This window comes from Streptomyces sp. NPDC096339 (genome assembly GCF_044762985.1).
Taxonomy (GTDB): Bacteria; Actinomycetota; Actinomycetes; order Streptomycetales; family Streptomycetaceae; genus Streptomyces.
The window spans coordinates 57,071-80,439 of sequence record NZ_JBIWFI010000015.1; the positions used below are offsets into that span (position 1 = coordinate 57,071).

At 73.9% G+C, this 23,369-nt stretch carries 24 protein-coding genes; 14 read left to right on the top strand and 10 right to left on the bottom strand.

The features are described from left to right. Window positions 1-58 precede the first annotated feature (58 nt). Complete coding sequence (locus tag ACIQ5Y_RS20435) at window positions 59-727, top strand: hypothetical protein (RefSeq protein WP_403881975.1); 669 nt, start codon at window positions 59-61, stop codon at window positions 725-727. Here the strand turns inward: ACIQ5Y_RS20435 and ACIQ5Y_RS20440 are convergent. Continuing rightward, window positions 711-2,369: a carboxylesterase/lipase family protein gene (locus ACIQ5Y_RS20440; RefSeq protein WP_403881978.1), complete on the bottom strand. Its 1,659-nt coding sequence runs from the start codon at window positions 2,367-2,369 to the stop codon at window positions 711-713. The genes ACIQ5Y_RS20435 and ACIQ5Y_RS20440 overlap by 17 nt on opposite strands. Window positions 2,370-2,534: 165 nt before the next feature. On the opposite strand from ACIQ5Y_RS20440, the gene ACIQ5Y_RS20445 reads away from it, so the two are divergent. From ACIQ5Y_RS20445 to ACIQ5Y_RS20455, 3 genes are all read left to right on the top strand, one after another. After that, window positions 2,535-3,521, top strand: coding sequence for a hypothetical protein (locus tag ACIQ5Y_RS20445; RefSeq protein ID WP_403881981.1), 987 nt, complete (start codon window positions 2,535-2,537; stop codon window positions 3,519-3,521). Window positions 3,522-3,628: 107 nt separating this feature from the next. Further along, window positions 3,629-5,398, top strand: a complete 1,770-nt coding sequence (locus tag ACIQ5Y_RS20450) for an SMI1/KNR4 family protein (protein ID WP_403881984.1) — start codon at window positions 3,629-3,631, stop codon at window positions 5,396-5,398. Between the two features lie 85 nt (window positions 5,399-5,483). Further along, window positions 5,484-6,119 carry a VOC family protein gene (locus ACIQ5Y_RS20455; RefSeq protein WP_403881987.1) on the top strand — a complete coding sequence of 212 codons (636 nt, stop codon included), beginning with the start codon at window positions 5,484-5,486 and terminating at the stop codon, window positions 6,117-6,119. A 55-nt stretch (window positions 6,120-6,174) separates the two neighbouring features. Here ACIQ5Y_RS20455 and ACIQ5Y_RS20460 read toward each other — a convergent pair whose 3' ends face one another. Beyond that, a complete protein-coding gene (locus ACIQ5Y_RS20460; RefSeq protein ID WP_403881990.1) occupies window positions 6,175-7,209 on the bottom strand; it encodes a PHP domain-containing protein in 1,035 nt (344 codons plus the stop codon). Window positions 7,210-7,273: 64 nt separating this feature from the next. Beyond that, a complete protein-coding gene (locus ACIQ5Y_RS20465) occupies window positions 7,274-7,774 on the bottom strand; it encodes a MarR family winged helix-turn-helix transcriptional regulator (protein ID WP_403881993.1) in 501 nt (166 codons plus the stop codon). Between the two features lie 127 nt (window positions 7,775-7,901). On the opposite strand from ACIQ5Y_RS20465, the gene ACIQ5Y_RS20470 reads away from it, so the two are divergent. After that, a complete protein-coding gene (locus tag ACIQ5Y_RS20470) occupies window positions 7,902-8,312 on the top strand; it encodes an organic hydroperoxide resistance protein (RefSeq protein WP_385130388.1) in 411 nt (136 codons plus the stop codon). 115 nt (window positions 8,313-8,427) lie between these two features. Next, window positions 8,428-10,065, top strand: coding sequence for an FAD-dependent monooxygenase (locus tag ACIQ5Y_RS20475; protein ID WP_403881996.1), 1,638 nt, complete (start codon window positions 8,428-8,430; stop codon window positions 10,063-10,065). Window positions 10,066-10,086: 21 nt separating this feature from the next. Here the strand turns inward: ACIQ5Y_RS20475 and ACIQ5Y_RS20480 are convergent, their stop codons facing one another. Beyond that, window positions 10,087-10,452 (bottom strand): DUF6204 family protein, encoded by a 366-nt coding sequence (locus ACIQ5Y_RS20480; RefSeq protein WP_403881999.1) that lies wholly within the window; start codon window positions 10,450-10,452, stop codon window positions 10,087-10,089. Between the two features lie 130 nt (window positions 10,453-10,582). Here ACIQ5Y_RS20480 and ACIQ5Y_RS20485 point away from each other — a divergent pair, with 130 nt between their 5' ends. Continuing rightward, the gene (locus tag ACIQ5Y_RS20485) at window positions 10,583-11,860 is read left to right on the top strand and encodes a VWA domain-containing protein (RefSeq protein WP_403882002.1); all 1,278 of its coding nucleotides are present in this window, start codon (window positions 10,583-10,585) and stop codon (window positions 11,858-11,860) included. Beyond that, on the top strand, window positions 11,860-12,681 hold the full coding sequence (locus tag ACIQ5Y_RS20490; RefSeq protein WP_403882005.1) for a hypothetical protein: 822 nt from the start codon (window positions 11,860-11,862) through the stop codon (window positions 12,679-12,681). Before ACIQ5Y_RS20485 ends, ACIQ5Y_RS20490 begins: the two co-directional genes overlap by 1 nt. Window positions 12,682-12,831: 150 nt before the next feature. Here the strand turns inward: ACIQ5Y_RS20490 and ACIQ5Y_RS20495 are convergent, their stop codons facing one another. Both ACIQ5Y_RS20495 and ACIQ5Y_RS20500 read right to left on the bottom strand, forming a co-directional pair. Then, window positions 12,832-15,612, bottom strand: coding sequence for a D-alanyl-D-alanine carboxypeptidase (locus tag ACIQ5Y_RS20495; protein WP_403882007.1), 2,781 nt, complete (start codon window positions 15,610-15,612; stop codon window positions 12,832-12,834). A gap of 212 nt (window positions 15,613-15,824) precedes the next feature. After that, entirely contained in the window at window positions 15,825-16,469 is a 645-nt protein-coding gene (locus ACIQ5Y_RS20500) for a CGNR zinc finger domain-containing protein (protein ID WP_403882010.1), read from the bottom strand. A 98-nt stretch (window positions 16,470-16,567) separates the two neighbouring features. Here ACIQ5Y_RS20500 and ACIQ5Y_RS20505 point away from each other — a divergent pair, with 98 nt between their 5' ends. Beyond that, window positions 16,568-17,563, top strand: coding sequence for a zinc-binding alcohol dehydrogenase family protein (locus tag ACIQ5Y_RS20505; RefSeq protein WP_403882013.1), 996 nt, complete (start codon window positions 16,568-16,570; stop codon window positions 17,561-17,563). 16 nt (window positions 17,564-17,579) lie between these two features. Here the strand turns inward: ACIQ5Y_RS20505 and ACIQ5Y_RS20510 are convergent, their stop codons facing one another. Together ACIQ5Y_RS20510 and ACIQ5Y_RS20515 are read right to left on the bottom strand one after the other, a co-directional pair. Next, window positions 17,580-18,296: a hypothetical protein gene (locus ACIQ5Y_RS20510; RefSeq protein WP_403882016.1), complete on the bottom strand. Its 717-nt coding sequence runs from the start codon at window positions 18,294-18,296 to the stop codon at window positions 17,580-17,582. Between the two features lie 134 nt (window positions 18,297-18,430). Beyond that, window positions 18,431-19,264: a PhzF family phenazine biosynthesis protein gene (locus ACIQ5Y_RS20515; protein ID WP_403882019.1), complete on the bottom strand. Its 834-nt coding sequence runs from the start codon at window positions 19,262-19,264 to the stop codon at window positions 18,431-18,433. A gap of 208 nt (window positions 19,265-19,472) precedes the next feature. Here ACIQ5Y_RS20515 and ACIQ5Y_RS20520 point away from each other — a divergent pair, with 208 nt between their 5' ends. Next, the gene (locus ACIQ5Y_RS20520) at window positions 19,473-19,661 is read left to right on the top strand and encodes a hypothetical protein (RefSeq protein ID WP_384578972.1); all 189 of its coding nucleotides are present in this window, start codon (window positions 19,473-19,475) and stop codon (window positions 19,659-19,661) included. 115 nt (window positions 19,662-19,776) lie between these two features. Further along, window positions 19,777-20,187 carry a rodlin gene (locus tag ACIQ5Y_RS20525; protein WP_403882284.1) on the top strand — a complete coding sequence of 137 codons (411 nt, stop codon included), beginning with the start codon at window positions 19,777-19,779 and terminating at the stop codon, window positions 20,185-20,187. A gap of 199 nt (window positions 20,188-20,386) precedes the next feature. On the opposite strand, the gene ACIQ5Y_RS20530 is transcribed toward ACIQ5Y_RS20525, so the two are convergent. Then, window positions 20,387-20,776 (bottom strand): PleD family two-component system response regulator, encoded by a 390-nt coding sequence (locus ACIQ5Y_RS20530; RefSeq protein WP_403882022.1) that lies wholly within the window; start codon window positions 20,774-20,776, stop codon window positions 20,387-20,389. A gap of 98 nt (window positions 20,777-20,874) precedes the next feature. Here ACIQ5Y_RS20530 and ACIQ5Y_RS20535 point away from each other — a divergent pair, with 98 nt between their 5' ends. Both ACIQ5Y_RS20535 and ACIQ5Y_RS20540 read left to right on the top strand, forming a co-directional pair. Then, a complete protein-coding gene (locus ACIQ5Y_RS20535; protein ID WP_403882024.1) occupies window positions 20,875-21,171 on the top strand; it encodes a hypothetical protein in 297 nt (98 codons plus the stop codon). Between the two features lie 103 nt (window positions 21,172-21,274). Continuing rightward, complete coding sequence (locus ACIQ5Y_RS20540) at window positions 21,275-21,805, top strand: hypothetical protein (RefSeq protein WP_403882027.1); 531 nt, start codon at window positions 21,275-21,277, stop codon at window positions 21,803-21,805. Window positions 21,806-21,837: 32 nt separating this feature from the next. On the opposite strand, the gene ACIQ5Y_RS20545 is transcribed toward ACIQ5Y_RS20540, so the two are convergent. After that, on the bottom strand, window positions 21,838-22,812 hold the full coding sequence (locus tag ACIQ5Y_RS20545) for a helix-turn-helix transcriptional regulator (RefSeq protein WP_403882030.1): 975 nt from the start codon (window positions 22,810-22,812) through the stop codon (window positions 21,838-21,840). Window positions 22,813-22,916: 104 nt separating this feature from the next. On the opposite strand from ACIQ5Y_RS20545, the gene ACIQ5Y_RS20550 reads away from it, so the two are divergent. Next, the gene (locus ACIQ5Y_RS20550) at window positions 22,917-23,318 is read left to right on the top strand and encodes a RidA family protein (RefSeq protein ID WP_403882033.1); all 402 of its coding nucleotides are present in this window, start codon (window positions 22,917-22,919) and stop codon (window positions 23,316-23,318) included. Window positions 23,319-23,369: the final 51 nt, after the last annotated feature.

Genomic DNA, 23,369 nt, shown 5'->3' on the forward strand with positions numbered 1-23,369 from the left:
CGTACGCCTGGGAACCGGGCCCGGTGTTTTCCCCTCTTCGGAGCCAAGGGGGAGCACCATGACGAAGCGGAAGAGGAAGACGACGGGCCGGGTCCTGGCGGCGGGGCTGTTGTGCGCCGTACTGGCGGCCTGCGGGACCGGAGGGTCCGGACAGGCCTCCGGGCCCGCCCCGGTCCCCAGCCTGACACCGGAGAAGTGCGCGCTCGACGTACCGACGGAGGAGCAGACGGGCGGCTACGCGGGCCCGCCGACCGACCAGGAGACGGGTGCCTACGCGGGCCCGCCGACCGACCAGGAGACGGGTGCCTACGCGGGCCCGCCCACCGACCAGGAGACCGGCGGTTACGCGGGCCCGCCCACCGACCAGGAGACCGGCGGTTACGCGGGCCCGCCCACCGACGGCGACACGGACACCGACATCGGCAACGGCGGCGGCCCCTGCGGCCCGGCGGACTGGTTCGACATGACCCGGGACTTCACCGGCTACGCCGCCGAGCACCGAGCCGAACACGACGAGTTCCTCGTCCGGCAGACCCGCGTCCGCAAGGTCGACACCGTCGGCGAGGCGAACATCCTCTTCAGCACCCGAGAGGTGGGCAAAGGCCGGGGGGACGTGGCCCGGCGCATCGCCGAGCTGTTCTCCTCCTGGCGGCACGAGGTGTACGGGGACCACGGCACGCTCGTCCTCCGCACGAGCGACGGAATCGTCATCACCGAGCCCTGGTGACCCGAGTCCCGGGCCACCACGCGTCCCACAGCGCGCAGTGGTGCTCGGCCCGCGCGTCCACCGTACGGAGCCCCTCCGCGCCCGGCGCCAGCGACAGCACCGAGTCCGGCCCACGGTAGAGGGGCCACCGCGGGCCGCCCGCGCCGTCCGGGCTCCCGGTCCGGGCGAACGCCGCCCAGTACCGGACCATGTGGTCCGCCAGCTCCCGCTGCGGTCCGGCCAGCGGCGCCATCGTGAACAGGTAGGGCAGCTCGAAACCGTGCGAAGCCCCGTACGGGAGTCCGGCCGGCTCCGGCAGCCCCGTGAAGTTCGGCGCGTCCCGGTCGCCGAACCGGTAGCCGTACGTCGCCACGTGCCGGGCCAGCGCCCCGCTGTCCCGCAGCGTCGGGCAGGTGAACGAGGCGTCGGACAGCACCGCGGCCCAGGCCGCGGCCGCCGTCGGATGGCCCGACACCGGATACGCCGCCTCGACGGCCCGCGCGGCGGCGCCGAACGACCGCTCCAGCCGCGCCCGGTACGCGGCCGCGTCGTCGACCGGATGCGCCGCCAGGGTCTGCGCGACGAAGATCCGCATCTCGTCGCGGGTGGTGCCCTGGAGCACCGGCACCCGGAGGAACCGCCCGGTCTCCAGGGCCCGCCGCGGCTCCACCGGCAGCAGGCCGTTGCCGTACGGCACGAGCGAGAACCGCTGCATCAGCTCGGGGACCGCGAGCGTACGGGCGTCCAGTCGGCGCAGGCAGTCCAGCACTCCGCCCGCCGGCCCGTCGCAGCCGAGCCGGCGGGCCGCCCGGGCCCCGTCCGCGACGGTCCGGGCCTCGGGCACGAAGGGCTCGTACGTGTCGAGTTCGGGCAGCAGCGCGCCCGCCGGAATCGTGGTCGAACACGAGCCGCTCTGCACGATCGCCCGGTGGAAGAGGCCCGCCGAGGCGGGTGAGGCGAGGTGGGCGCACACGCTGAGGGCGCCCGCCGATTCGCCGAACACGGTGACGTCGTGCGGATCCGCCCCGAAGCGCGCCGCGTTGGCCCGCACCCACCGCAGCGCCGCCTGCTGGTCCGCGAGGGCGAGCGCGGGAGCCCCGCCGAGCTCGGGGTGGCCGAACAGCCCGAACACGCCCAGTCGGTAATTGACCGTCACGACCACCACCCCGCCCTCGACGACGAGCCGCTCCGGCCGGTAGAAGTCGCCCGCGCCGTTGACGAACCCGCCGCCGTGGAACCACACCATGACGGGCAGCGGGCGCGGGCCGCCGCCCCGCAGGTCGGCTCCCGCCGGCGCCGTGACGTTGAGGAACAGGCAGTCCTCCGCGCCGCTCGGCCCACCCGGCCCGACGGGCGGCAGTTGCACGCAACGCGCTCCCCCGGCCCCGGCATCGCGCACGCCCTTCCAGCGGGGAGCCGGCTGCGGCGGCCGCCAGCGCAGCGCGCCCGTCGGGGGAGCGGCGTACGGGATCCCCTCGAAGGTCCGGAACCCGTCGTGCGCCCGGCCCCGCACCAGCCCCCGGTCGGTCTCCACCAGCAGCGGCCCGGGTGACGTCGGGACGGAGGGCGCGGGCGCCGCGCCGGTCAGGAGCAGGACGACGGCCCATGCGAGCGCGAGGAGCGGAGCGGACCGCCCCCGGCGCGGGACACCCGTGTCGGGCACGGTTGACGCCCTTTCCCCGTGGGGGCCGGGAGGGCCCCCGTTTGCCCGCCCCGAATGGCGCAGCGAGCGGATTCGCCCGTAAATGTAACAAAGCGTGCGCTTCCCATGACGCACGATGACCGCCGTGCGATGTGTAGACCCGCGCGTCGGCGAACGGAGCTTTCCATGAATGACCCCATCACCCTCGCGGCGACGGACCACGACGACCGCCCCGGGACCCCCGACACCCCACCGCCTCCGGACGTGCCGGAAGTGCCCGAAGCGCCGGACGACCGGCCGATACGCACGCTGCTGGAGACGGCGGTCACCTGCCGTCCGCTCGAAGAGGTCACCGCTCTGGTGAGCCTCCTCAAGGAGGACGGCCGCCTCCCCGACGCCGGACACGAGGCGCTGCGCACGGCCGCCGTGACCCGGCCCGTGCAGGACGTCCGGCGGATGGTCGCCCTCCTCGGCGCGCCTCCGCACGAGACGGTCGAGGCCGACATCACCCTGCGCGCCGCCGCCGTGGGGCGCCCGATCGAGGACGTCGCCCTGCTGGCGACCATCCTCGGCCACGAGGAGCACGAGCACCACGTCGCGGACCAGCAGCGCGCTCCGCTGGCCGCCGAGCCGGAGGACCCCGTCCCGGTCCACGAGGAGCCGTTCGCGCAGGAGCCGTACGACCCCGGCTACGCCGAGCTCTACGACGCCCCGTACCAGGAGCGGCCGCAGCGCACCCGGGCGGCGGCCCCCGCCCCCGCCCCCATCCCGGCCCCGGCCGGCGCCGGGGGACAGGTGCTGCGGCACGTGCTGCGCTGGCCCGTGGCGATGGCCCTGCTGGTCAGCGGGGTGCTCCACCTCCCCGCGGATCTGACGGCACTGCAGTCCGCGCCGCCCGAGCGGTACCTGCCGCTGCTGGTCACCGTGGTGTGCCTGGGGCTCGGCGCGCTGCTGGCGCTGCGGGACACCGCCGCGGTGTGGCGGGCCGGGGCGGTCGCCGCCCTCGGCGTCGTCGCCCTGCACGTGGCCGGTGGCACGGCGGGCTTCGACCCGCTGGCCGGAGCGGTGGGAGGCTCGCAGGCCTGGGCGGGTGTCACGGTGGTCCTGTGCGCGGCGGCCGGCGCCGTCCTCGCGGGCCTGGCCCTGCGGACCCGCCAGGAGAGCTCGGCCTGACCCGCGGCCGACCCGGTACGAAGCGGCACCCGGCGCCCCGAGGCGCGGGGTGCCGCTTCACGTTGCGGGCCTCACGGAGTGTCAGTCCCCACGCCTAGGGTGCGGACATGACCACGCTCACCGTCGAACAGTCCTGGGCCCGTATCGAGGCCTGGCTCGCCCGACACGCTCCCGTCAGCCACGGCCTGCTCCGACCGCCGGCCCTCCCGGAGGAGATCGCGGCGGCCGAACTCCGGCTCGGGGTGACGTTCCCGTCCGATCTGCGGGAGTCGCTGCTGCGCCACGACGGCGTGCGACTCGAGGAGGGAACGACGACGCTGGGCTACTACGGACCGCTGTCCCGCGTGGCGGACATCGTCCGGAGCGCCGAGCTCCTTCGGGAGATCGGCGAGGACATCGCCGAGGACGAGGCCGACCTCGAGGAGGACGAACGCGACGAGCTCGCGTTCTGGCCGCACGAACGGCTGCTGATCAGCCTGGGCATCGCCTGGCAAACCTCCGACGGGCTCTTCCTGGTCACCCGCCCCGGCCCGCACCACGGGCGTGTGGGCCGGTACTTCGACGAGATCGGGGCGTCCTTCACCGACTGGCCGGGACTCCGGCACCTCCTCGCCGACTTCGCCACGGCCCTCGAGAACGGCACGGCCTTCAACGGCAGGACGCCGATCGCCTTCGAGGGCCGGCTGATCTGGGACCACGACATCACCACCCTCCCCGATCCGCTCTCCCCCCTCGGTCTGGCCGCCGAGGCCGCCGAGCCGCTCGTGCGGCCCGCGGCCGAGCCGCTCCGGCCCGTCGTCCCGCAGCCCGGCGGAGCGTACGCCGTCATCTCCTTCGGCGACCCGGCCGCGCCGCCACCGCCCGAGCAGCCGGACGTCGTGTTCGTGGAGGGCGTCACGCCCGAGGAACTGCTCGACCGGCTGGGCTCCGTGCCGTCGACCGCCCGGCCCCGCAGCCGGGAGCAGGCACGGCTGTCCGCCGCCGCGCCCTGGGCGGCGTACCGCCCGATGGTCCGGGCCGGGACCTGCGGTGATGGGTGGTCGTACGCCACCCAGGAGGGCGGCGACGCGCAGTTCGGCCGACCGGAGGTGATGCGCAGGCTGTCCCGTGGGACCCGGGCCCTGGTGCTGGCGCGGCAGGGTGACCAGGTGTGCCTCACCCTCATCGAGGACGGCACGGAGCGGACCGAGGCGGCCCACCGGGTCGATTCGTCCCACGAGGACTACGTGACCGGACCCGGAGGGCGGGAGTGGCAGCGCGGCGGCGTCGATACCCGGCCCGGCTCGACGGCCGCGTACACCAGGCTGCAGGCCGGGCTCGAAAGCGAATACGGCATCACCTGGGATCCGCGGCGCGACGGCGACGATCCGCTGCTGAGCGCGCTCCTGCTGCCGGTCCTCGCCGACGTGCCGGCGACACGGCATCCGGTCACCTCGGTCCGGGACTTCGACCTCGGCGCCCTCGTCGAGCGCACGCCGCCGCGGCGGCTGCGCTCCGCGATGGCGGCGCAGCTCGCCAGGCTGGCGTCCGAGACCGGCATCGACACCTACCCGGAGATCGCTCGGGCGCTGGAGCTGATCCGCCGGGACGAGCCGGTGGACCTACCGGCCGACGGGCCCCTCGACCTGCGGATGAGGAGCCTCTCGGCGGAGGTCCGGGCGGCATGCGGACTGCTGGACGACGCGGCCCGGTGCCAATCGGACCCGGCGCCCGTCACCGAGGCCGACCGCTCCGCGTGGGCCAGGCGGGACTCGGCGGCGGGGGCACTGCGCGAGTTCCTGCTGCTGCCCCTGCCGGCCGCGGCGGAGACGGTCCTGAGCCGGCGCCTGTCCGCACGCTGGCGCGACGACCTCGCCGCGGACCTGGCGGCCGGCTAGAGCCCGTCTCCTGGAAGTGCGGTGCGCATGGTGCTGCAGGGCGTGGCGTCGGGATTTGTGCGGGTCGTCGGGTGATGATGGCGCGGTGCGACTTGATCACGTGTCCTATGCGGTGGCCCGCGACAGCTTCGTCTCGACCGTCCAGTGGATCGGATCGGCCCTCGGCGCCGGTTTCGTCGACGGGGGCGTGCACCCGCGGTTCGGCACCCGCAATTTCATTCTCCCGCTGAGCGGTGGCACCTACGTCGAGGTCGTCACCACGCTCGACCACCCCGCCGCCGACCGCGCGCCCTTCGGCCAGGCCGTCGCGCGTCGCGCCGCCGAGGGCGGCGGCTGGCTCGGTTGGGTGGTCTCCGTCGACGACATCGCCCCGGTCGAGGCCCGCCTCGGCCGCACCGCGGCCGAGGGTCACCGTGTCCGCCCCGACGGGTTCGACCTGAGGTGGAAGCAGATCGGCCTGCTGGAACTGCTGGAGGACCCGCAACTGCCCTATTTCTTGGAGTGGTTGGTCCCCATCGAGGAGCGCCCGAGCGCCGACCCGCGCACCTCCAGCACCATCCACGGGGTCTCGATCGCCGGCGACTCCGCCTCCATCGCCGAATTCCTCGGCGAACCGGCCGACCACCCCCTCGACCAGATCGACGTCACCTGGGTCCAGGATGAGGAACCGGGCCTGGTCTCGGTCGAGTTCGCCACCGCGCACGGCCCGGTCACGATCTGACCCCAGGCCCGACCGCCCCGCGGGAGCGGCCATCCGCGGACAGACCCCCGGGGTGTCAGGGCGTCCGTCGGGTGCGGGTCCACTCCAGCACCTGGTCCGCGGACCAGGTGTTGATCACCTTCCCGGTGGGGACCCCGCACTCCGCGGCCCGTTCGCAGCCCAGTGGCTGCCAGTCCAGCTGGCCCGGGGCGTGCGCGTCGGTGTCGACGGCGAAGAACGTCCCGGCCGCCACGGCGAGCCGCAGCAGCCGCCTCGGCGGGTCCAGCCGGTCGGGGCGGCTGTTGATCTCGACGGCGGTGCCCGCCTCCGCGCAGGCCGCGAAGACGGCCTCGGCGTCGAACCGCGACTCCGGCCGGGTCCGCCCCGTGACCAGCCGCCCCGTGCAGTGGCCCAGTACGTCCATCAGCGGATCGCGCACCGCAGCCAGCAGTCGGCGGGTCATCGCGGGCGCGTCCATCCGCAGCTTCGAGTGCACCGAGCCGACCACCAGGTCCAGCCGCTCCAACAGCTCCGGCTCCTGGTCCAGCGAACCGTCGTCGAGGATGTCGCACTCGATGCCCGTGAGCAGCCGGAACGGCGCCCACGTCTCGTTGAGCTCCGCCACCACCCCCAACTGCTCACGCAGCCGCTCCGGGGAGAGCCCGCGGGCGATCGTCAGCCGCGGCGAGTGGTCGGTGAGGACGGCCCACTCGTGGCCCAGCGCGGCGGCGGCCCGACCCATGGCCTCGATCGGGCTCCCGCCGTCCGACCAGTCCGAGTGCATGTGGCAGTCGCCGCGCAGTGCCGCGCGCAGGGCGGTGCCGGCGGGCGTGACCGGGGGAGCCTCCGGGAGCGCGGCCGCCTCGTCCTCCAGGTTCCGGAGGTAGGCGGGTACCGCCCCGGCGAGTGCCTCGCGTACGACCTGGGCGGTCTTGGGCCCGATGCCCTTGACCTGCTCCAGGGAGCCCGCCGCGGCGCGGTCGGCCACTTCCCGGCCGTCCATCCGTCCGAGCGTGGCCGCCGCCGTCCGGAAGGCCCGTACCCGGTAGGTGGGGGCCTGGGCGCGCTCCAGGAGGAAGGCGATCCGGTCCAGCGCCGCAACCGGGTCCATCGCGCACCTCCTGACTCCCGGACCCAGTGTCCGGCGGGGCACGCGCTCTCGCCTGTCGCGCGTCCTACGCCTCCCGGACCTCCGCCCGCGCCTCCTCGGCCGGGACGGCGGCGTCGAGGGCGGCGGTGAGCCGGTTCAGGCGGGTCTGGAGGTCGAGGATCTCGCCGAGCTCGAACCCGGTGGCGGTCGCGATCCGGCGCGGCACCTCCACGGCCCGGGCGCGCAGTGCGGCGCCCTCCTCGGTGAGGTGCGCGTGCACGGAGCGTTCGTCCTCGGCGCTGCGCTCACGGCGCACCAGGCCCGCCGCCTCCAGCCGCTTGAGCAGCGGGGACAGCGTCCCCGAGTCCAGCCGCAGGTGCTGACCGATCTGCTTCACCGGCATCTCGCCGTGCTCCCACAGCACCAGCATCACCAGGTACTGCGGGTAGGTGAGCCCGAGGTCCTTGAGGACGACGCGGTAGAGCCCGCCGAAGGCGCGGCTCGCGGCGTTCAGCGCGAAGCAGATCTGGCCGTCCAGGCGAAGGAAGTCCTGGTCGGGGTGGAAGTCGGTCGGCTGCTCGGTCATGACGGCCAGTGTACCCGGGCGGGCTTGCGAGGCATTTAATTGTGCACAACTGAATTGTGTGCTCTACTCATGGAGCGGCGCCGGACACCGGCCGCCGAAACGGTTGATTTCTGCGAGAGGAACCCCGATGGACGCGCTGTACACCGCTGTAGCCACCGCCAACGGCCGCGAGGGCCGCACCGTCAGCTCCGACGGGCAGCTCGACCTCGCCCTCGCCATGCCCCCGGCACTCGGCGGCAACGGACAGGGCACCAACCCCGAGCAGCTCTTCGCGGCCGGCTACGCCGCCTGCTTCGCCAGCGCCCTCGGCCTGGTCGGCCGCCAGGCCAAGGCCGACACCAGCGAGGTCTCCGTCACCGCCGAGGTCTCCATCGGCAAGGACGGCGAGGGCTTCGGCCTGGGCGTCGTCCTGCGCGTCGAGCTCCCCGAGTCCCTGGCCGGCGAGACGGGCACCCTGCTGGTCAAGCAGGCCCACGAGGTCTGCCCGTACTCCCGTGCCACGCGCGGCAACATCGAGGTGGACCTCGTCATCGAGTAAATCGAGTAAGGGGCATCCCGCACGGGAGCGATCCGGCGAAGATGCCGGACGCCCGGCGCGCGGCGACCATGGAGGAGCACCGACTCCAACGGGGGCCGCACGCCGGGAGAGGCTCATGGCGCACACCTACGCAACCGACGTACTGGTCGTCGGCGCCGGCCCGGTCGGGCTGACCGCAGCCGTGGAGCTGCGCAGACGCGGGGTGTCCTGCCGGATCGTCGACCGGCTGCCCGAACGACTGCCGTTCGCGAAGGCCGTCGGCATCCAGCCCCGCACCCTGGAACTCTGGGACCGCATGGGGCTGGTGCGCACCGCCCTGGAAGCGGCCGTCCCGCTGCGCGGCCAGCTGGTGTACGTCAACGGCGTCGAACAGCTCCGCTTCGAGATGGCCATGCCGCCCGAAGTCCCGTACGGATTCGCGGCCCTGCCGCAGTACGAGACCGAACGGGTCCTCGCCGAGTTCCTGGCCCGCTTCGGAACCGGCATCGAACGCGGCGTCGAGCTGGTGTCGTTCACCCAGGACGCCGACGGAGTGACCAGCCGGGTCCGTACCCCCTCCGGAGCGGAGGAGGAGGTACGGACCCGGTTCCTGGTGGGCTGCGACGGCGCCCACAGCGCCGTCCGCAAGGGGCTCGGCCTCACCTTCGAAGGCGGCGCCCTGCCCGACGAGTTCATGCTGGCCGACGTGGCCCTCGACTGGGACCTGCCCCACGACCACACCGTGCGCGCCATGCACCAGGACGCCTCCGGCACCGTGGACGACGTACTGGTGTGCATCCCGCTGCCCGGCGCGGGCCGCTACCGCGTGTCGATGACGGTCCCGCCCGAGCTCTCCGCCACCTCGCAGACGGGGCAGGCCCCCGACGGCGTGGCGCACGGCCTGCAGACCGCCGGCCGCGCCCCCGAACTGTCCGACATCCAGGCCGTCCTGGACCGGCTGTCACCACAGCCGACCACCGCCTCCGCCATCCGCTGGACCTCCGTGTTCCGCATCAGCCACCGGATCGTCGACAGGTACGGAGACGGCCGGGTCTTCGTCGCCGGGGACGCCGCGCACATCCACCCGCCCACCGGCGCCCAGGGCATGAACACCGGCATCCAGGACGCCTGGAACCTGGCCTGGAAGCTCGCCCTCGCGGTCGACGGCCGCGCCCACCCCGACCTGCTGGCCGGCTACGACGCCGAGCGCCGGCCCATCGGCGAGGAAGTCGTGGGCCGCACCCTGCGGCACGCCGCCCACGGTGTCCAGGCGGACCCGGAGGACCCGGCGACGCTGATGCTGCGCGAGGCCCAACTCCTCGTCGGCTACCGGGGCAGCCCGATCACCGACCCGCCGGGGGAGGGGCAGGGCCCCCGCCCGGGCGACCGGGCTCCCGACTGCGTCGGCCTCAGCGGCGAGATCGCCGCCTACCCGCTGCGCCTGTACGACCTGCTGCGCGACCGCGACCACGTACTGCTGCTCTACGGCGCGGCCCAGGACCCCGGCGCGCTCGCCCGCACGGCCCGGGAGGCCTCCGGCGGCCGGGTGGAGACCTTCGTGGTCCTCACCGCCGGCGCCCCGCACGACGCTTCCGACGGGCTGCCCGTCTACACGGACACCGCCGGCCAGTTCGCCCGCCTCTACGAGACGGACGGCCCCACGGCCTTCGTGATCCGCCCGGACGGCTACCTCGGCGCCCGTCTCACCCCACCCACCCCGGAGGCACTGCGCACCCACCTGGCACGCACCTTCGCCCCCACCGGCCAGGGATAGTCCCACCGGGCGCCGGACCCGTCACGACCGGCCTTCCCCCTTCGCGGCCTCCCGGCGCTGCCGCTTGCCCAGCGGCGCCTGCGACAGGTCCTCGGCCGTCGACTTGAGCTGCTTGAAGCCGTATCCCCGCTCGGTCAGCCAGCTCTCCGCCGCCAGCTCCGCGCGGGCCGTCGCGTCGAGGACGTCCTCCTCCGCCTCGCCCGAGTCCAGGAAACGGAACGTGAAGAACGGCCGGGCCGCGAGGTCGTAGGTGAGGTGACCCTCGGCGGTGAAGGCGGCGCGCAGCACGTCGTGCTCGGGCGCGGCCGCGAGCAGCTCCGCCCGCTGCTCGTCGGTGAGGCCGTCGAAGGAACCTCGGACGGTGATTCGGAAGGTACGGGAACTCATCCGGGCAGCCTAGATCGGGCGCCGAGCCCCACGCACCGGGATTTCCGTCCGCATAACGGCCGCGGCACCGTGAAAACCGGTCCGCGGATCACGTTTTGGATTGACGGACGATCCTCAATACGATCCGGCGATGATCACTAGAAAACGGCTTGCGGCAGGGGCGTGCGGACTGCTCGCCGCCCTCGCCGTCGGGCTCTTCCCGGCTAGCGTCAGCGCCGCCGACGGAACGACGGCGAAGGAACCCCCCAAGGTCGATCTCGTCCTCGACGTCAGCGGCTCCATGAGGGCGACCGACATCGACGGCCAGTCCCGTATGGCCGCCGCGAAGCAGGCCTTCAACGAGGTCATCGACGCCGTGCCCAATGAAGTACGGCTCGGCATACGCACCCTGGGGGCCACCTACCCCGGCGAGGACAAGGCCCTCGGCTGCAAGGACACCAAGCAGCTGTACCCGGTCGGCCCGCTCAACCGGACCGAGGCGAAGACCGCCGTGGCGACCCTCGCCCCCACCGGCTGGACGCCGATCGGCCCGGCCCTGCTGGCCGCGGCCCAGGACCTGGACGGCGGCGACGCCACCAAGCGGATCGTCCTCATCACCGACGGCGAGGACACCTGCGCCCCGCTCGACCCCTGCGAAGTGGCGCGCGACATCGCCGCCAAGGGCATCCACCTGACCATCGACACCCTCGGCCTGGTCCCGGACGCCAAGACCCGCGCCCAGCTCACCTGCATCGCCGAGGCCACCGGCGGCACCTACACGTCGGTACAGCACAAGGCGGAACTCTCCGGCAGGGTCCGCCAACTCGTCGACCGGGCGGCCGATCCCGTCGTCAACCCGGTCGCGACCGAGGGCGCGAAGCAGTGCGAGGGCGCCCCGCTGCTGAAGCCCGGCCTGTACAGCGACCGCGAGACCTTCGGCGAGCACCGCTGGTACCGCGTCGAGGTCCTGCCCGGCCAGGAACTGCGCGCCTCGGTGAGCATCGCCTCCGACCGCGCGGTCAACAGGGACTACGGAGTCCTGCTGCGCGCCACGACCGTCCACGGCCGCGAGATCGTCCGAGGCGCGGAAGCCGGTGACGGTCGTACCGACGCGATGTCCACCGGCCTGCGCTACCCGAAGGCCGAGATCGACGGGTCCGACTCGGACGCGAAGCCGGCGGCCGAGACCGTCTGCCTCCAGGTCAGCAACTCCTTCTCCGCGCCCGCCTCCGTCAAGACGACGCCCGGTATGCCCGTCGAGCTCACGGTCGAGGTGGTGGACGGACCCGACGGGGCCTCCGACGCCGCCGCGTTCGGCCTCGGGCGCGGCTGGTGGCTGCTGGCCGCCCTCACGATCGTCGGCCTGCTGGCCGGACTGGTGTGGGGTTGGATCTCGCGCTGGCGCATCTCCGTCTGGAGGACCAACTGATGCGTACCGTACGCACACTGACCGCCGCCCTGCTGGCCGGCGCCGCCGCCCTCGGGGTGGCGGGCTGCTCGGCCGAGGCGGACGGCTCGTCGGCCTCCGCGTCGCCGTCCGCGTCGGCAACGGCGATCCCCGACAAGAACGTGGGCAAGACCGAGGGGCCGCCGACCGAGGCGGGCACCAGCTTCCGCACCGCCACCGCCTTCCGCCCGGGAGAGAAGGCCACGGCCGGGGCGTCCACCGGCGACTACCTGTACTGGGTCGTCCCCGTCGACGCACAGCAGCGCGCCACGGTGAAGGCCACCGTCACGCTCCCCGAGTCCGCGAGCCGGCACGGCGCCGCCACCTGGCAGCTCGACGTGTACGACGGACTGCGCCGCCGCCAGGCGTGCGCGTACGGCAACCAGACCCGCGCCGCCGCCAAGGAGGCGGCCACGGTCGAACTGTCCTGCACCCTGCGCACCGTCCGCGCCTCGGCCGAGCAGTGGGCCAACGACCCGCTGCCCGGCAGCTACTACGTCCGCCTGACCGTCCTCGACGTGCCGGACGAGGACAAGGGCCTGCCGGTCCGGGCCTCGGTGGAGGCCGAGGTGAAGGAGACGGGCGGCGCCCACGCCGTCGACGGATCCCTCTCCACGCCCCTGGTCCCCGCGACCGTCACCGGCACCCGGCGCGCGCCGGAGGGCGGCTGGTCCGGCGGCTGGTGGTCGGACCGCTGGCTCTGGACCGCCGCGGGCGGAGTCCTCGCGGCCCTCGCGGGCCTGTACGGGTACTCCCTGACGCGCGGTTCGGGCCGCCCGCCCGGGGTCCCGCCGCGGGCCTGACCGGGCAGCGGGCCGGGGCCGTACGGGACGCCCGTACGGCCCCGGCCGCGTTCGTGCCTCCAGGGTGGGCGCGACCTCACGGAAGGGACGTGGCGGGCGGGGTCCGGCGCGGCGCGGCCCGCAAGGACTGAGGGCCGCCCGCCCGCCCTCCTAGCCCAGACGGGTGAGCCGGGCCTTGAACGAGGGCTCGGCCAGGTCCCCGCGCACCGCCACGGGCACGCTCTTGGCCCCGGCCCCGTCGCCGACCGTGAGCACGCCGACCTCCGTACCGTCCTTGGCGGTACGGGGCGTGCCCGCGGAGCCGGCGGTGAGCGAGAGCCGCAGCCGCTGGCCCGGTACGCCGACCATGTTCAGGTCCTTCGTCGCCACGAGCGGGGTGCGGCCGCCGAGCCCGTCGTCCACGTAACCGACCTGCTGACCCTTGCGCACGACCGGCGCGGAGGCCAGCGCGCCCCGCACCGCTTCGATCACCTTCCGGCTGTTCTGCAGCACCAGGGCCAGGCTGTTGGAGGCAAAGGGGTCCGGGCCGTCCACGTGCTGGTCCATCATCGTGCCCAGGACCAGTGGCGTCTCGTCGCCGACGGACTTGTACGCCGCCCACACCAGCGTCCCGCCGGCGGGAGTGCTCGAACCGGTCTTGATGCCCCTGATGCTGAGGCCCGTTGCGGTGAGCAGGTCGCCGTTGTTGTTGTAGATCGGCTTGGGCAGGCCCTTGATGGTGGCGTTGGGCATGGCGACGATCGCGCGGAACGTCTCGTCCTTCATGACGGCCTCGGCGAGCTTGAGCTGGTCGACGGCGGTGCTGACGGTGCCCGCGTCCAGGCCGCTGGGGTCCGTGTACGTGGTGTCCTTCATCCCGAGTTCCTTGGCCGCGGCGTTCATCTTCGCGACGAACGCCGTCTCGTCGCTGCTGCCGGTGTCCCACCGCGCGAGCAGGCGGGCGATGTTGTTGGCGGACGGGATCATCATCATCTTGAGCATGTCCTGCTCGCTGAACTTCGTACCGGCCGTGAGCCCCTCGACGCGCGACTCACTGTCGGAGTTGCCCTCCGCAGCGGCCCTGGCGTCGACCTGGACATCGGGACCGGCGTCGTTCTTGTTCCGGAGCGGGTGGCTCTTGAGGATCACGTAGGCCGTCATTATTTTGGCGACACTGGCCGTCGGGACGGGCTTCTGCTCCCCGAAGGTACCGACGTCACCGGATCCGGAGACACGGACGGCCGCCTGCCCCTTGGCAGGCCAGGGCACGGTGAACTGCCCGTCGAGGGCGTGGTCGGGCTCGGCGGCGACGAACACCGGTGCGGGGAGGGGCCGCAGCATCTGCGCGCCGACGAAGGCACCGCCGAGCAGCAGGAGCAACGGCGTCCATACCTTGACGCGCCGCACGATGGTCCGGCGGGGGGTCTCGGGGGCCGGAGCGGTATTGGTGAGCGAGGCCAACAACTCGAGCGGCGGCACAGCCGCCCCGGCCTCCCCACCAACCGCCGCCCCGCCGGCCGGCGTTGATCCGAAGCCCACTGGCCCGCCCGGGCGCCCCTGAGGCTCCGCCGCCGGCCCGTCCTCTCCGCCCGGCGCCACACCGGCGCTCGCCCCGGCACCCCGGTCTCCCCGGAGGCCCGCTCCCGCGCCGGCCGTCGCCCCGGCGCCCGGCGCGGCGTCGCGGCGCGTCCGGGGGGCGGCCCCCGCGACCGCCCCACCCTCCGCGCCGGGCCCGGCCTCCGGGTCTCCCTGGAGGCCCGCTTCCGCGCCGGGGGTCGCCCCGCGGCCGGAGCCGGCGCGGTGGCTTACCTCTGCGTCGGCTACCGATTTGGTGCGTGCCTCTGCATCGGCGTTCGCCGGGTGACCGTCCTTCGCGCCCGCGCCCGCGTCGGTGCCTTCGCCCGCGCCCGCGCCCGCGTCGGTGTCGGTGTCCGCGTCGGTGCTCGTGCCGGTGCTCGTGCCCGTGCTCGCGCCCCCGTCGGTGCCTTCGCCCCCGTCGGTGCTTGTGCTCGTGCTCGCGCCCGCGTCGGCGCCTTCGCCCCCGACCGCGCCCGCGTCGATGCTCGTGCCGGTGCTCGTGCTCGCGCCCGCGTTGGTGCCTTCGTCCGCGCCTGCGCCTGCGCTCGCGTCCGCGCTTGCGTCCGCGTCCGCGTCCGCGCCCGCACCCGCGCCCGCGTCCGCGTCGGTGCTCGTGCTCGCGTCCGCGCCAGTGCCTTCGCCTGCGTCCGGGCCCGGCTCGTGACCGGCCTCCGTGTCCGCGTCCGCCTCGGTGTCTGCTGCTGTCGCCGGGCCGGAGCGGTGACCATCCCCTTCGTCCGTGTCTGCTTCCGCAGCCGGAGCAGCCTCGGTGTCTGCTCCCGCGTCCGTGACTGATCCGGCGTCTGCCGCCTCGCCGGCGCTCGCCTCCCGGTCCGGTGCCGCCCCGTCCGCCCGATCTGCCGGGTGGCCGGCTTCTGCGTCCGCGTCCGCCTCGGTGTCACCATCGTTCCGCCGCTCGGCAGTCGCGCTGCTGTCCGGGGCTCCCACCACCCGGCCCGCCGAGTCGGGAACGTCCGCTCCGCCGCCCGAGGGTCCGGCCTGGACGGCCCCGGACTCCGGTTCGGTGCGTGACTCGGCCTCGCCCGAGGCCGAAGGCTCGACCTCGCCCTCAGCTCCGTGCTCCGCGGGAGCCGCGCTCGCCGCCGCATCCTCGGTCCCGGTATCGTCCTCGGACCCCGCCCCGGTGTTGGGCTCCGCTCCGGACTCACGCCCGGGCTCGGACGCGCGCTCGGGCTCGGCCGAGGCCTCGGCGTCGGCGCCGGACGTCTCGCCGGGCTCCGTCCCGGCCTCGCGGCCCGGTTCCCGGTCGGGGGCGGCCCCCGGCTCCGGGGTCGTTTCGGGTATCCGCAGAACGGTGGTCCGTTCCATCTCCTCGCCGTCCGAGGAATCGCCCGCCGCCGTCACTGCCTTCATCCCAGCCCCGCCTTGCCGCTCGCACCCGGTCCCCGCCCGGCGCACACGCGGTGCCCGGGGGCCGGCCGGTCCTTGCCGATACCGTGAGGCGAGTCCCCCGACGGGCCCTCGCCGCATGCCTAGATGTGCGCGGTGGCCCAGCCGTTCCCCGCGGCCGATCCTGTGACCGTTCGGTCATATTCGTTCCGGCGCGCCGGAACACCGACGGCGGCTCAGGAGCGCCCTCCGGTGCGCGAACGCGCCCGGTAGCCCGCGACCTTCGCCAGGTTGCCGCAGCGCTCCATCGAGCACCAACGCCGCCGCCGGGCCTGGGAGTCGTCGAGGAACAGCAGTGAACAGTCCGGGTTCTCGCACTCCTTCACCCGCGCCACCAGCGACCCGCCGATCAGGAGCACCGCGTCGCGCGCCACCGTGGCCATCGCGGCCCGCGCGTCGTGGCGGGCCGAGGCGCCGCCCGCGTCGTTCCGTACGGCCCACCCGGCGCCTGCCCCCGCGAGGGCGAGCCGCGGCGCGAGATCCGGCCGCGCCGCCGCCTCGTTGATCCGTACGAGATCCCCCGCATCCGGCGTCGCCGCCCCCGGCTCGCCCCCGCCCATCGCCGCCCGCAGGACCCGGTGGATCGACTCCCGCAACTCCCGCGCGGCGCCGAGCTCCGCCGCCGTGACCCGCACGCCTTCCCCACCGGCCCGCTCCACCCGCAGCCCCGCCTCGCCGATCCATCGCCCCAGCGCGTCCGGATCGGTGAGGCGCTCGAACGGAGCGGTGTACCGCTTGCCGAGCGTGGCGACGAAATCGAGGCACGGGCGCCCACCGATGAACGGGAACGCGAGCAACGGGTCGGCCGGGGTGAGGGTCATGGACCGACTCTACTCCCTTGACACCTGTTCGTGTGGTGTCGCAAGGTGACACCACTTCAACCGGTTCAACAGGTGTCGCGATGAGAGGGAGGAACAGGATGCGCGCAGTGCGGATCGAGGAGTTCGGCGGTCCCGAGGTGTTGGTCCCCGTGGAGCTGCCGGACCCCGCACCCGGACCGGGCGAGGTGCTCGTACGGGTCGAAGCCGCGGGGGTGAACCGGGCCGATGCCCTCACCCGCGCCGGCAGCTACCACAGGGCCGGTCGCCCACCGATCCTCCCCGGTCTGGAGGCGTCCGGCAGGGTCGTGGCGACGGGACCGGGGGTGAGCGGCATCGGCGTGGGCGACCGGGTCATGGCCCTGGGCGCCGCGGGCGCCCCCGGCTTCTACGCGGAGCTGGCGGCCGTGCCCGTCGGGCAGTTGGTCGCGCTGCCCGAGGGGGTCGCCGCGGCCGAGGCCGCCGCGCTCCCCGTGGCCTGGCTCACGGCCTGGTACACCCTGCGCCGACTGGCCCGCGTGGCCGAGGGGGAGACGGTGGTGGTGCACGCGGCGGCGAGCGGGGTCGGCAGCGCGGCGGTGCAGATCGCGGCCGACGCCGGGGCGCGGGTCATCGCCGTCGCGAGCTCGGCGGCCAAGGCGGCCTGGGCCACCGGGCTCGGAGCGCACCACACGGTCGACCTGTCCGCACTGTCGGCCGGGGACCCGGTCGAGGAGGTGGCTCGGCTGACGGACGGCCTCGGCGCCGACGTGGTCCTCGACACCGTCGGCGGGCGGGTGTTCGGGCAGAGCCTGCGCATGGCGGCGTACGCGGGTCGGGTGGTCGCCCTGGCCAACGTCGCACTGGAGCCGAGCACGGTCGACACCCGCGACTTCTACCCGAAGAACGCCTCCGTCCACGGCTTCCAGCTCACCAACCTGCTGGAGCACGGCTACGACCCCCGAGAGGACCTGGGCGAGATCGCCGCCCGGGTGGCGGCGGGCACCTACCGGGTCCCGGTCGAGGCGCGGTTCCCGCTGGAGCGGGCGGCCGAGGCCCACGAGCGCCTGGAACAGCGCGGAAACCGGGGGAAGATCGTGCTGTCGGTGGCCGGATGACGGCCTTGGCGGGGACTCAGCGCGTGCTGTGCTTGAGGACTACGTGGGCCGCGACCTCCCGGTCGGCGTCCGTGTCGACGAAGGACACGACCACCGGACTGCTGCCCGTGGGCCCGCCGGAGGTCGCGCGCATCCGGTAACGCTCGACGCGCACGGCCTCGCGGGCGAGCGGCGCACCGCCCGTGAACAGCGAGAGCGGCTTGACGTCGTTGGCGATGCGCAGGTCCGCCGGGCGCCAGGTGCCCGAAGCGACGTCGAGGCGCTCCAGCAGGAAGCCCGGTCCGCTCCCCGGACGGTCCCCGGGTTCGCCGACGAGGAACTCCATCTGGAAGGCGACCAGCACGTGCCGGTACTCGGCGGAGTTCCCGTTCCGCAGGGTGACCGTGAACTCCTGCCCGGCCCCGCCGCGCACGAGGGAGAGGGCGCCGCCCCGGGTGTCGACGGAGACCGACAGCCGGGTCGGAGCCGCCGGGGGCGGAGCCGGCGTACGAGTGGGAGAAGCGGAGGGGGAAGCCGAGACCGACGGCGCCCCGGAGGCGGTGGTCGTCGCCGGTGCCGTCGCCGTCACCGCGGGGGAAACCGGCACGGACGCGGAGGCGGACGCGGTGGCCGAGGCGGCCGTGCCCGCCGACGACCCGCCGCCCTTGTCCGCGCACCCGGCGGCGCCCGCCAGCAGGACTGCGGCCACGGCCGTGGCGGTGAGGATCCGGCCGGATCCCCCGGATGTGGGCATGTGATCGCGCTCCCCCGAAGTCGTTTCGCCGGAACCTAACAACCGGAACCCACCCCCACGAGCCCGGGAGGGACTCGGGCAGGCGACGTTTCGGTCACGGACCGCGGCCGACCGCCGGCGGCGGACCGGGGCGCTCAGACGGTCAGGGTCGCGTCGAGCACGGTGACCGCATGCCCGCTGAGCAGAACGCGGTCCCCGCGCACGGCGGTCCTGACCACACCGGTACGCGCCGAGGCCTGGAGCCCCACGAGCCCGTCGCGGCCGCCCAGCCGCGCCGACCAGAAGGGGGCGAGCGAGGTGTGGGCGCTGCCGGTGACCGGGTCCTCGGGAATGCCGTTGGCGGGCGCGAAGAAGCGGGAGACGAAGTCGTAACCCCGTCCGGTCCCCTCCGCGGCCGCGGTGACGATGATCCCGCGCAGCCCCTCCCGCACGGTCAGCGCGGCGATCGCCGCGAGATCGGGACGCAGGGTCCGGACGGTGGCGGCGTCGGGCAGCACGGTGAGCAGATCGCCCAGTGCGCCGGTGCGGAACGTGCTCTCGGGCCGGACGCCGAGCGCCTCGGCGAGACCCGTGGGGACGGGTACCTCGTCCGCCGGGGCTGCGGGGAAGTCCAGGGTGAACTCCCCGTCCGCCCCGGCGTGCGCGATGAGCAGCCCGTGGGAGCGGCTGCGGAACCGCACGGAGCCACCGGTCAGCAATCCCTCGCGGCGCAGCGTGTGCGCCGTGGCCAATGTGGCGTGCCCGCACAGATCGGCCTCGACCAACGGGGTGAACCAACGGATCTCCCAGTCGGCCTCCTCCCCGGCGGGAAGCGGCAGCGCGAAGGCCGTCTCGGGGTGGTTCAGCTCGGCTGCGACCTGCCGCAACCAGGAGTCCTGCGGCCAGGCGCCGGCGGGCAGGAGGCACACGCCGGCCGGGTTCCCGGCGAAGGGACGGGTGGTGAAGGCGTCGACTATCTGGATACGCATGCCGAGAACGTATCGAGGCCAATGTTCGCCGGGGCAAGGCCAATTGCGGGAAAGTGGCCTGCCCGATGCTCCGTCAGGTGGGTGGGGTCGGTGCGCCGGGTTCCGTGGTCGAGCCGTCAAGGATTTTCGGACGGTCGGACCAGTAGGAGAATGTCCGCATGCCGGACGTCGCACACCGTTGTCAGACCCTCCGCCTACTCTTGATCACGTGAGCCCGACCCCCGAAAGTGACGCCCGCCCGGTCCCCGAGCGCCCCCTCTCCGAGATCAACGCCGACATCCGCGGCCTGTTCGCCCGCGCCGAGGGTCGACTGACCGACGCGGAGCGCGTCCGGCACGCCTCGCTGTTGCAGGAGTGGGCGCAGGCCATCCGGGCCTCGGTCGTACCGGCGGCGTAGGCCTCGCCCGGAGTTCATGCGGAGCTGATCGGGTGAAGCAGAGGAACCTGGAGTGATCGCGGCCGTTGATCAAGGTGCTCACCCCCATGCACTTGTGCAACAGCGAGGACCAATGATGATCAAGAAGATGATGGCCACCGCCGCCGCCACCGCGTCCATCCTCGGCGCGGGCGCCGCCGTCGCAGCCCCGGCCATGGCCATCGGCAACGACAACGGGATCAACACCGTCAACGGCAACGGTTCCCAGCAGATCTACGGCAACCAGAAGACCCACGGCGACCTGAGCCCGCAGCTCGGGGTGGTCCAGGGCACCCTGAACAAGCCCTGCATCGGCCTGCCCGCCAAGCTCAACGCGCAGTCGATCCTTGCCGCGGTCAACATCGGCGTCCAGGACATCAACGTCCTGTCCAACCCGCAGAACCAGCAGTGCACCGAGAACTCCACCCAGGCCAAGGGCGACGAGCCGCTCTCGCACATCCTGGACAACATCCCGGTCCTCTCGGGCAACCTCTCGGCCGGCAGCTGACGCAGTCCCCTTTTTCGAGCCGGGGCCTCCGATGCCTGCGCGAGTGCCCACGGGGCCCCGGCTTCACCCGCACGCCACAGGCGCGCGTCGGCCCTGAGGTCGCCGGGGTGGGTACGGATCCGTAACGGCAGGACAGAGCCTCCGGGCCCGCAGACCGGGCCGGAGGCTCTGTGGTGTGCAAGGGCGGGGGATCGCCTGCCTATGGCTCCCGGCGGGCGGCCAAGCGCTCGACGCGGGTCAGGAACTCGGTCGGGTGGAACGGCTTGGCGAGGCAGTCGTTCACCCCGGCCTCCAGCGCACGGGCCGTGCACTCGGGGTCGGCCGGCGGCAGGGCGAGGATCGGTACGGGGCCGTGGTCGGGGTGGCGGCGGATCTCCTCGAACAGCGCCACCTCGTCCAGGCCGGGCCCGGTGCGCTCGCACACCACCAGATCCACCGGGCCCTCGCTGCCCAGCAGGGCGACGGTGTCCCTCCCGCTCCCGCCGTCGATCACGACATGCCCCCGGGCCACGAGGAGGCGCTCCAGCAGGCTGCGGAGGGTGCCGTCCTTCGCCACAAGGAGGATCCTGCTCGGGGAATCGCCGCTCATCGTGTTCCTCTGCTTCCGCTGGTGGGGCTCCCGCAGAGGGTACGAGAGCGGGCGCGCGCCCGCCTGCCCCGGGGCGGCATATCGGGTAGTTTCGGGACATGACCCCTGAGCCGCAGAGCTTCGAGATCCTGCTGGTACCCGAGCACATCGAGAACCTGCGCGGCGGCTCGGCAGCCGACCGGGCCCTGCGCGTGGCCCTGGTGGAGGCGACCGGCGAGACCGGAGCCTCCGGCTACCCCCGCTACCGCGGTCAGGGCGTGGAGGCCGACATCGACCCGCGCACGCGCGCGATCGAGGCACTGCTCGTCGACGGTGCGGAACTGGACCTCGGACTGACCGCCATGGTCGCCCCGGAGGGAGGCAAACGCTCCGGGCGGGCCCAGGGGCGCCCGTAGCGCGATCCGTCGACCCGGTCCTGCGGCCTCCTCCCCCGGGTGGGGGAGGAGGCCGGTACGTTCGGAGGACGTGGCGCGGCAGGCTCCGCACCAGGATGAAGCCATGAACTCAGCGACGCGGACGAGGACGACGGCGAGGGCGACGGCGAGGACGACGGCGAGGGCGAGGACGCAGCGGGCCGCCGCGCTCACGGCTTGTGCCGGTGCCCTGGCCTACACCATCAGCAAGGTCGACCTCGCGCGGGACGGCGAACTGGGCATGCCGGGCTTTCCGGCCCCGCCCGAGGCGTACGCGTCGATCAGCGACGTCACGACCGCCCAACTGGGCAACGCGGGTCTGGGCCTCCTGATGGCGGTGGTCGCGCTGCTGCTGGTCCGCCCGCCGGCCGCCGGGTGGCTCCGGCGGGGCACGGTCCTCGTCTCCTGGGCCGGGATCCTGATGGTCGGGGCCGGGGTCTTAGGCTTCGGCGCGCGGGCGGCCGGTCTGGCCCCCGGCCTGGGCGCCACGCCTCCCGCGATGGGGGCCGCCCTCGCGGCACTTGCCGTCGGCGCGGTGTGGGTCGCGGCCTGGGCGGTGGCGGCGGTCGGCGCCACGCGGACGGAGCCCGGCCGCGGCCGGCGCGCCGCGGGGTGAGACCGGACTCCGGCGAGCGGGTCCCACTGCTCTCAGGGGGACGCTCCGTAGCGGTTGGCGATCGTGGTGGCGCGGTCGTGCAGGGAGTCGCGCAGCCATCGCGGGGACAGGGCTTCCGCGTGCGTCGCGAGCCGCCACAGCGCCCATTCGGCGTGCCGCCGGTCCTGGAAGGTCACCTCCAGCTGGAGCCGGCCGTCAGCGATGGGCTCCTCGGAGCGGACGGCCAGCGCCGTGCCCATCAGTTCCTCCCGCCGTGCCGGGTCCAGCCGTACCAGCACGGTGACTTGGTCGCCGCCGGTCCGGAACCGCGTGCCGTGTTCCCGCCAGGTCCGTTCCAGGTCGACGCGGTCCGGTCGCTCTGCCGGTTCGGCGAGTTCCTCGGCGGTCAGGATGCGGGACAGCCGGTAGGTGCGGTCCGCGCCGGACCGGGTGGCCAGCAGATAGCCCTGGTCGCGCACGGTGACCAGGCCGATCGGATCCACCGTGCGCCACTTCGGGGCCTGTTCCACGGCCGCGTAGCGGATGCGCAGCCTGTGCCCGGCGAGCACCGCGCGCCGGACCTCGGCCACGACCGCGTCGGGCACCTCCTCGGTGGCCTGCCGGCGGGACAGGAGGTCGGTCTCGGGATCGATCAGCAACCGCTCGACCGCACCGGCCGCGATGGCCCGCTGGCCACCGGGCAGCGCGTCGACCACCTTCAGCATGGCCGAGGCGAGGGCCGAGCCGAGTCCGAACGCCTGCGCGCCGCGCCGTGAACCGGCGATCAGCAGGGCGAGTGCCTCGTCGTGGTTCAGCCCGGTCAGCTCGGTCTGGAAACCGGGCAGCAACTCGAAACCGCCGTGCCGACCGCGTTCGGCGTACACGGGGACCCCGGCCGCGGACAGCGCCTCGATGTCGCGCAGCACGGTACGGGTGGACACCTCCAACTCCCGGGCGAGCGCGGCCGCGGACAGCCGGCCGTGCTGCCTCAGCAGCAGCACCAGCGATACCAACCGGTCGGCGCGCATGCCAAAACCCTACGGGAATACACGACAGAGGATGTCGTGATTGGTTGCGAGGCTTGTGAGCGGCACACAGATACAGGCTCCATCGCACGCGAAGGGTGATCCACATGGCACACGCCATCGTCAATCCGGACGGCCTGCACGACCCGGTCCCGTTCGGCTACAGCCACACCGTCACCGTACCCGCCGGTGCGGAACTGGTGCTCGTCTCGGGGCAGTACGGATCGGGCCCGGACGGCCGGGTCGTCTCGGACGACTTCGCCGAGCAGGTGGAGCGGACGTTCCGCAACATCTCCGTCGCCCTCGCCGCCCACGGGCTCGACCTCGGCCACGTCGTCCAGCTCAGGACGTACGTGGTCAACCACGACGTCGGCAAGCTCGGGCCGATCGCCGGAGCCGTGCAGGAGATCTGGGGCAAGGAGCCGCCCACGCAGACCCTCATCGGTGTCGCGAGCCTGGCCGCGCCCGACGTGCTGTTCGAGGTCGAGGCCCTGGCCGTCCGGCCCTGACCTCGGCCACATGGGTCCGGCCCGGTCCCCGCGCAGGCGGGGACCGGGCCG

What these genes read in the sequence shown, in the direction of transcription:
- ACIQ5Y_RS20435 (WP_403881975.1), top strand. Translation starts at nt 59, where the DNA reads ATGACGAAGCGGAAGAGGAAGACGACGGGCCGGGTCCTGGCGGCGGGG.
- ACIQ5Y_RS20445 (WP_403881981.1), top strand. Translation starts at nt 2,535, where the DNA reads ATGAATGACCCCATCACCCTCGCGGCGACGGACCACGACGACCGCCCC.
- ACIQ5Y_RS20450 (WP_403881984.1), top strand. Translation starts at nt 3,629, where the DNA reads ATGACCACGCTCACCGTCGAACAGTCCTGGGCCCGTATCGAGGCCTGG.
- ACIQ5Y_RS20460 (WP_403881990.1), bottom strand. Translation starts at nt 7,209, where the DNA reads ATGGACCCGGTTGCGGCGCTGGACCGGATCGCCTTCCTCCTGGAGCGC.
- ACIQ5Y_RS20465 (WP_403881993.1), bottom strand. Translation starts at nt 7,774, where the DNA reads ATGACCGAGCAGCCGACCGACTTCCACCCCGACCAGGACTTCCTTCGC.
- ACIQ5Y_RS20470 (WP_385130388.1), top strand. Translation starts at nt 7,902, where the DNA reads ATGGACGCGCTGTACACCGCTGTAGCCACCGCCAACGGCCGCGAGGGC.
- ACIQ5Y_RS20475 (WP_403881996.1), top strand. Translation starts at nt 8,428, where the DNA reads ATGGCGCACACCTACGCAACCGACGTACTGGTCGTCGGCGCCGGCCCG.
- ACIQ5Y_RS20480 (WP_403881999.1), bottom strand. Translation starts at nt 10,452, where the DNA reads ATGAGTTCCCGTACCTTCCGAATCACCGTCCGAGGTTCCTTCGACGGC.
- ACIQ5Y_RS20485 (WP_403882002.1), top strand. Translation starts at nt 10,583, where the DNA reads ATGATCACTAGAAAACGGCTTGCGGCAGGGGCGTGCGGACTGCTCGCC.
- ACIQ5Y_RS20490 (WP_403882005.1), top strand. Translation starts at nt 11,860, where the DNA reads ATGCGTACCGTACGCACACTGACCGCCGCCCTGCTGGCCGGCGCCGCC.
- ACIQ5Y_RS20495 (WP_403882007.1), bottom strand. Translation starts at nt 15,612, where the DNA reads ATGAAGGCAGTGACGGCGGCGGGCGATTCCTCGGACGGCGAGGAGATG.
- ACIQ5Y_RS20500 (WP_403882010.1), bottom strand. Translation starts at nt 16,469, where the DNA reads ATGACCCTCACCCCGGCCGACCCGTTGCTCGCGTTCCCGTTCATCGGT.
- ACIQ5Y_RS20505 (WP_403882013.1), top strand. Translation starts at nt 16,568, where the DNA reads ATGCGCGCAGTGCGGATCGAGGAGTTCGGCGGTCCCGAGGTGTTGGTC.
- ACIQ5Y_RS20510 (WP_403882016.1), bottom strand. Translation starts at nt 18,296, where the DNA reads ATGCCCACATCCGGGGGATCCGGCCGGATCCTCACCGCCACGGCCGTG.
- ACIQ5Y_RS20515 (WP_403882019.1), bottom strand. Translation starts at nt 19,264, where the DNA reads ATGCGTATCCAGATAGTCGACGCCTTCACCACCCGTCCCTTCGCCGGG.
- ACIQ5Y_RS20525 (WP_403882284.1), top strand. Translation starts at nt 19,777, where the DNA reads ATGATCAAGAAGATGATGGCCACCGCCGCCGCCACCGCGTCCATCCTC.
- ACIQ5Y_RS20530 (WP_403882022.1), bottom strand. Translation starts at nt 20,776, where the DNA reads ATGAGCGGCGATTCCCCGAGCAGGATCCTCCTTGTGGCGAAGGACGGC.
- ACIQ5Y_RS20535 (WP_403882024.1), top strand. Translation starts at nt 20,875, where the DNA reads ATGACCCCTGAGCCGCAGAGCTTCGAGATCCTGCTGGTACCCGAGCAC.
- ACIQ5Y_RS20540 (WP_403882027.1), top strand. Translation starts at nt 21,275, where the DNA reads ATGAACTCAGCGACGCGGACGAGGACGACGGCGAGGGCGACGGCGAGG.
- ACIQ5Y_RS20545 (WP_403882030.1), bottom strand. Translation starts at nt 22,812, where the DNA reads ATGCGCGCCGACCGGTTGGTATCGCTGGTGCTGCTGCTGAGGCAGCAC.
- ACIQ5Y_RS20550 (WP_403882033.1), top strand. Translation starts at nt 22,917, where the DNA reads ATGGCACACGCCATCGTCAATCCGGACGGCCTGCACGACCCGGTCCCG.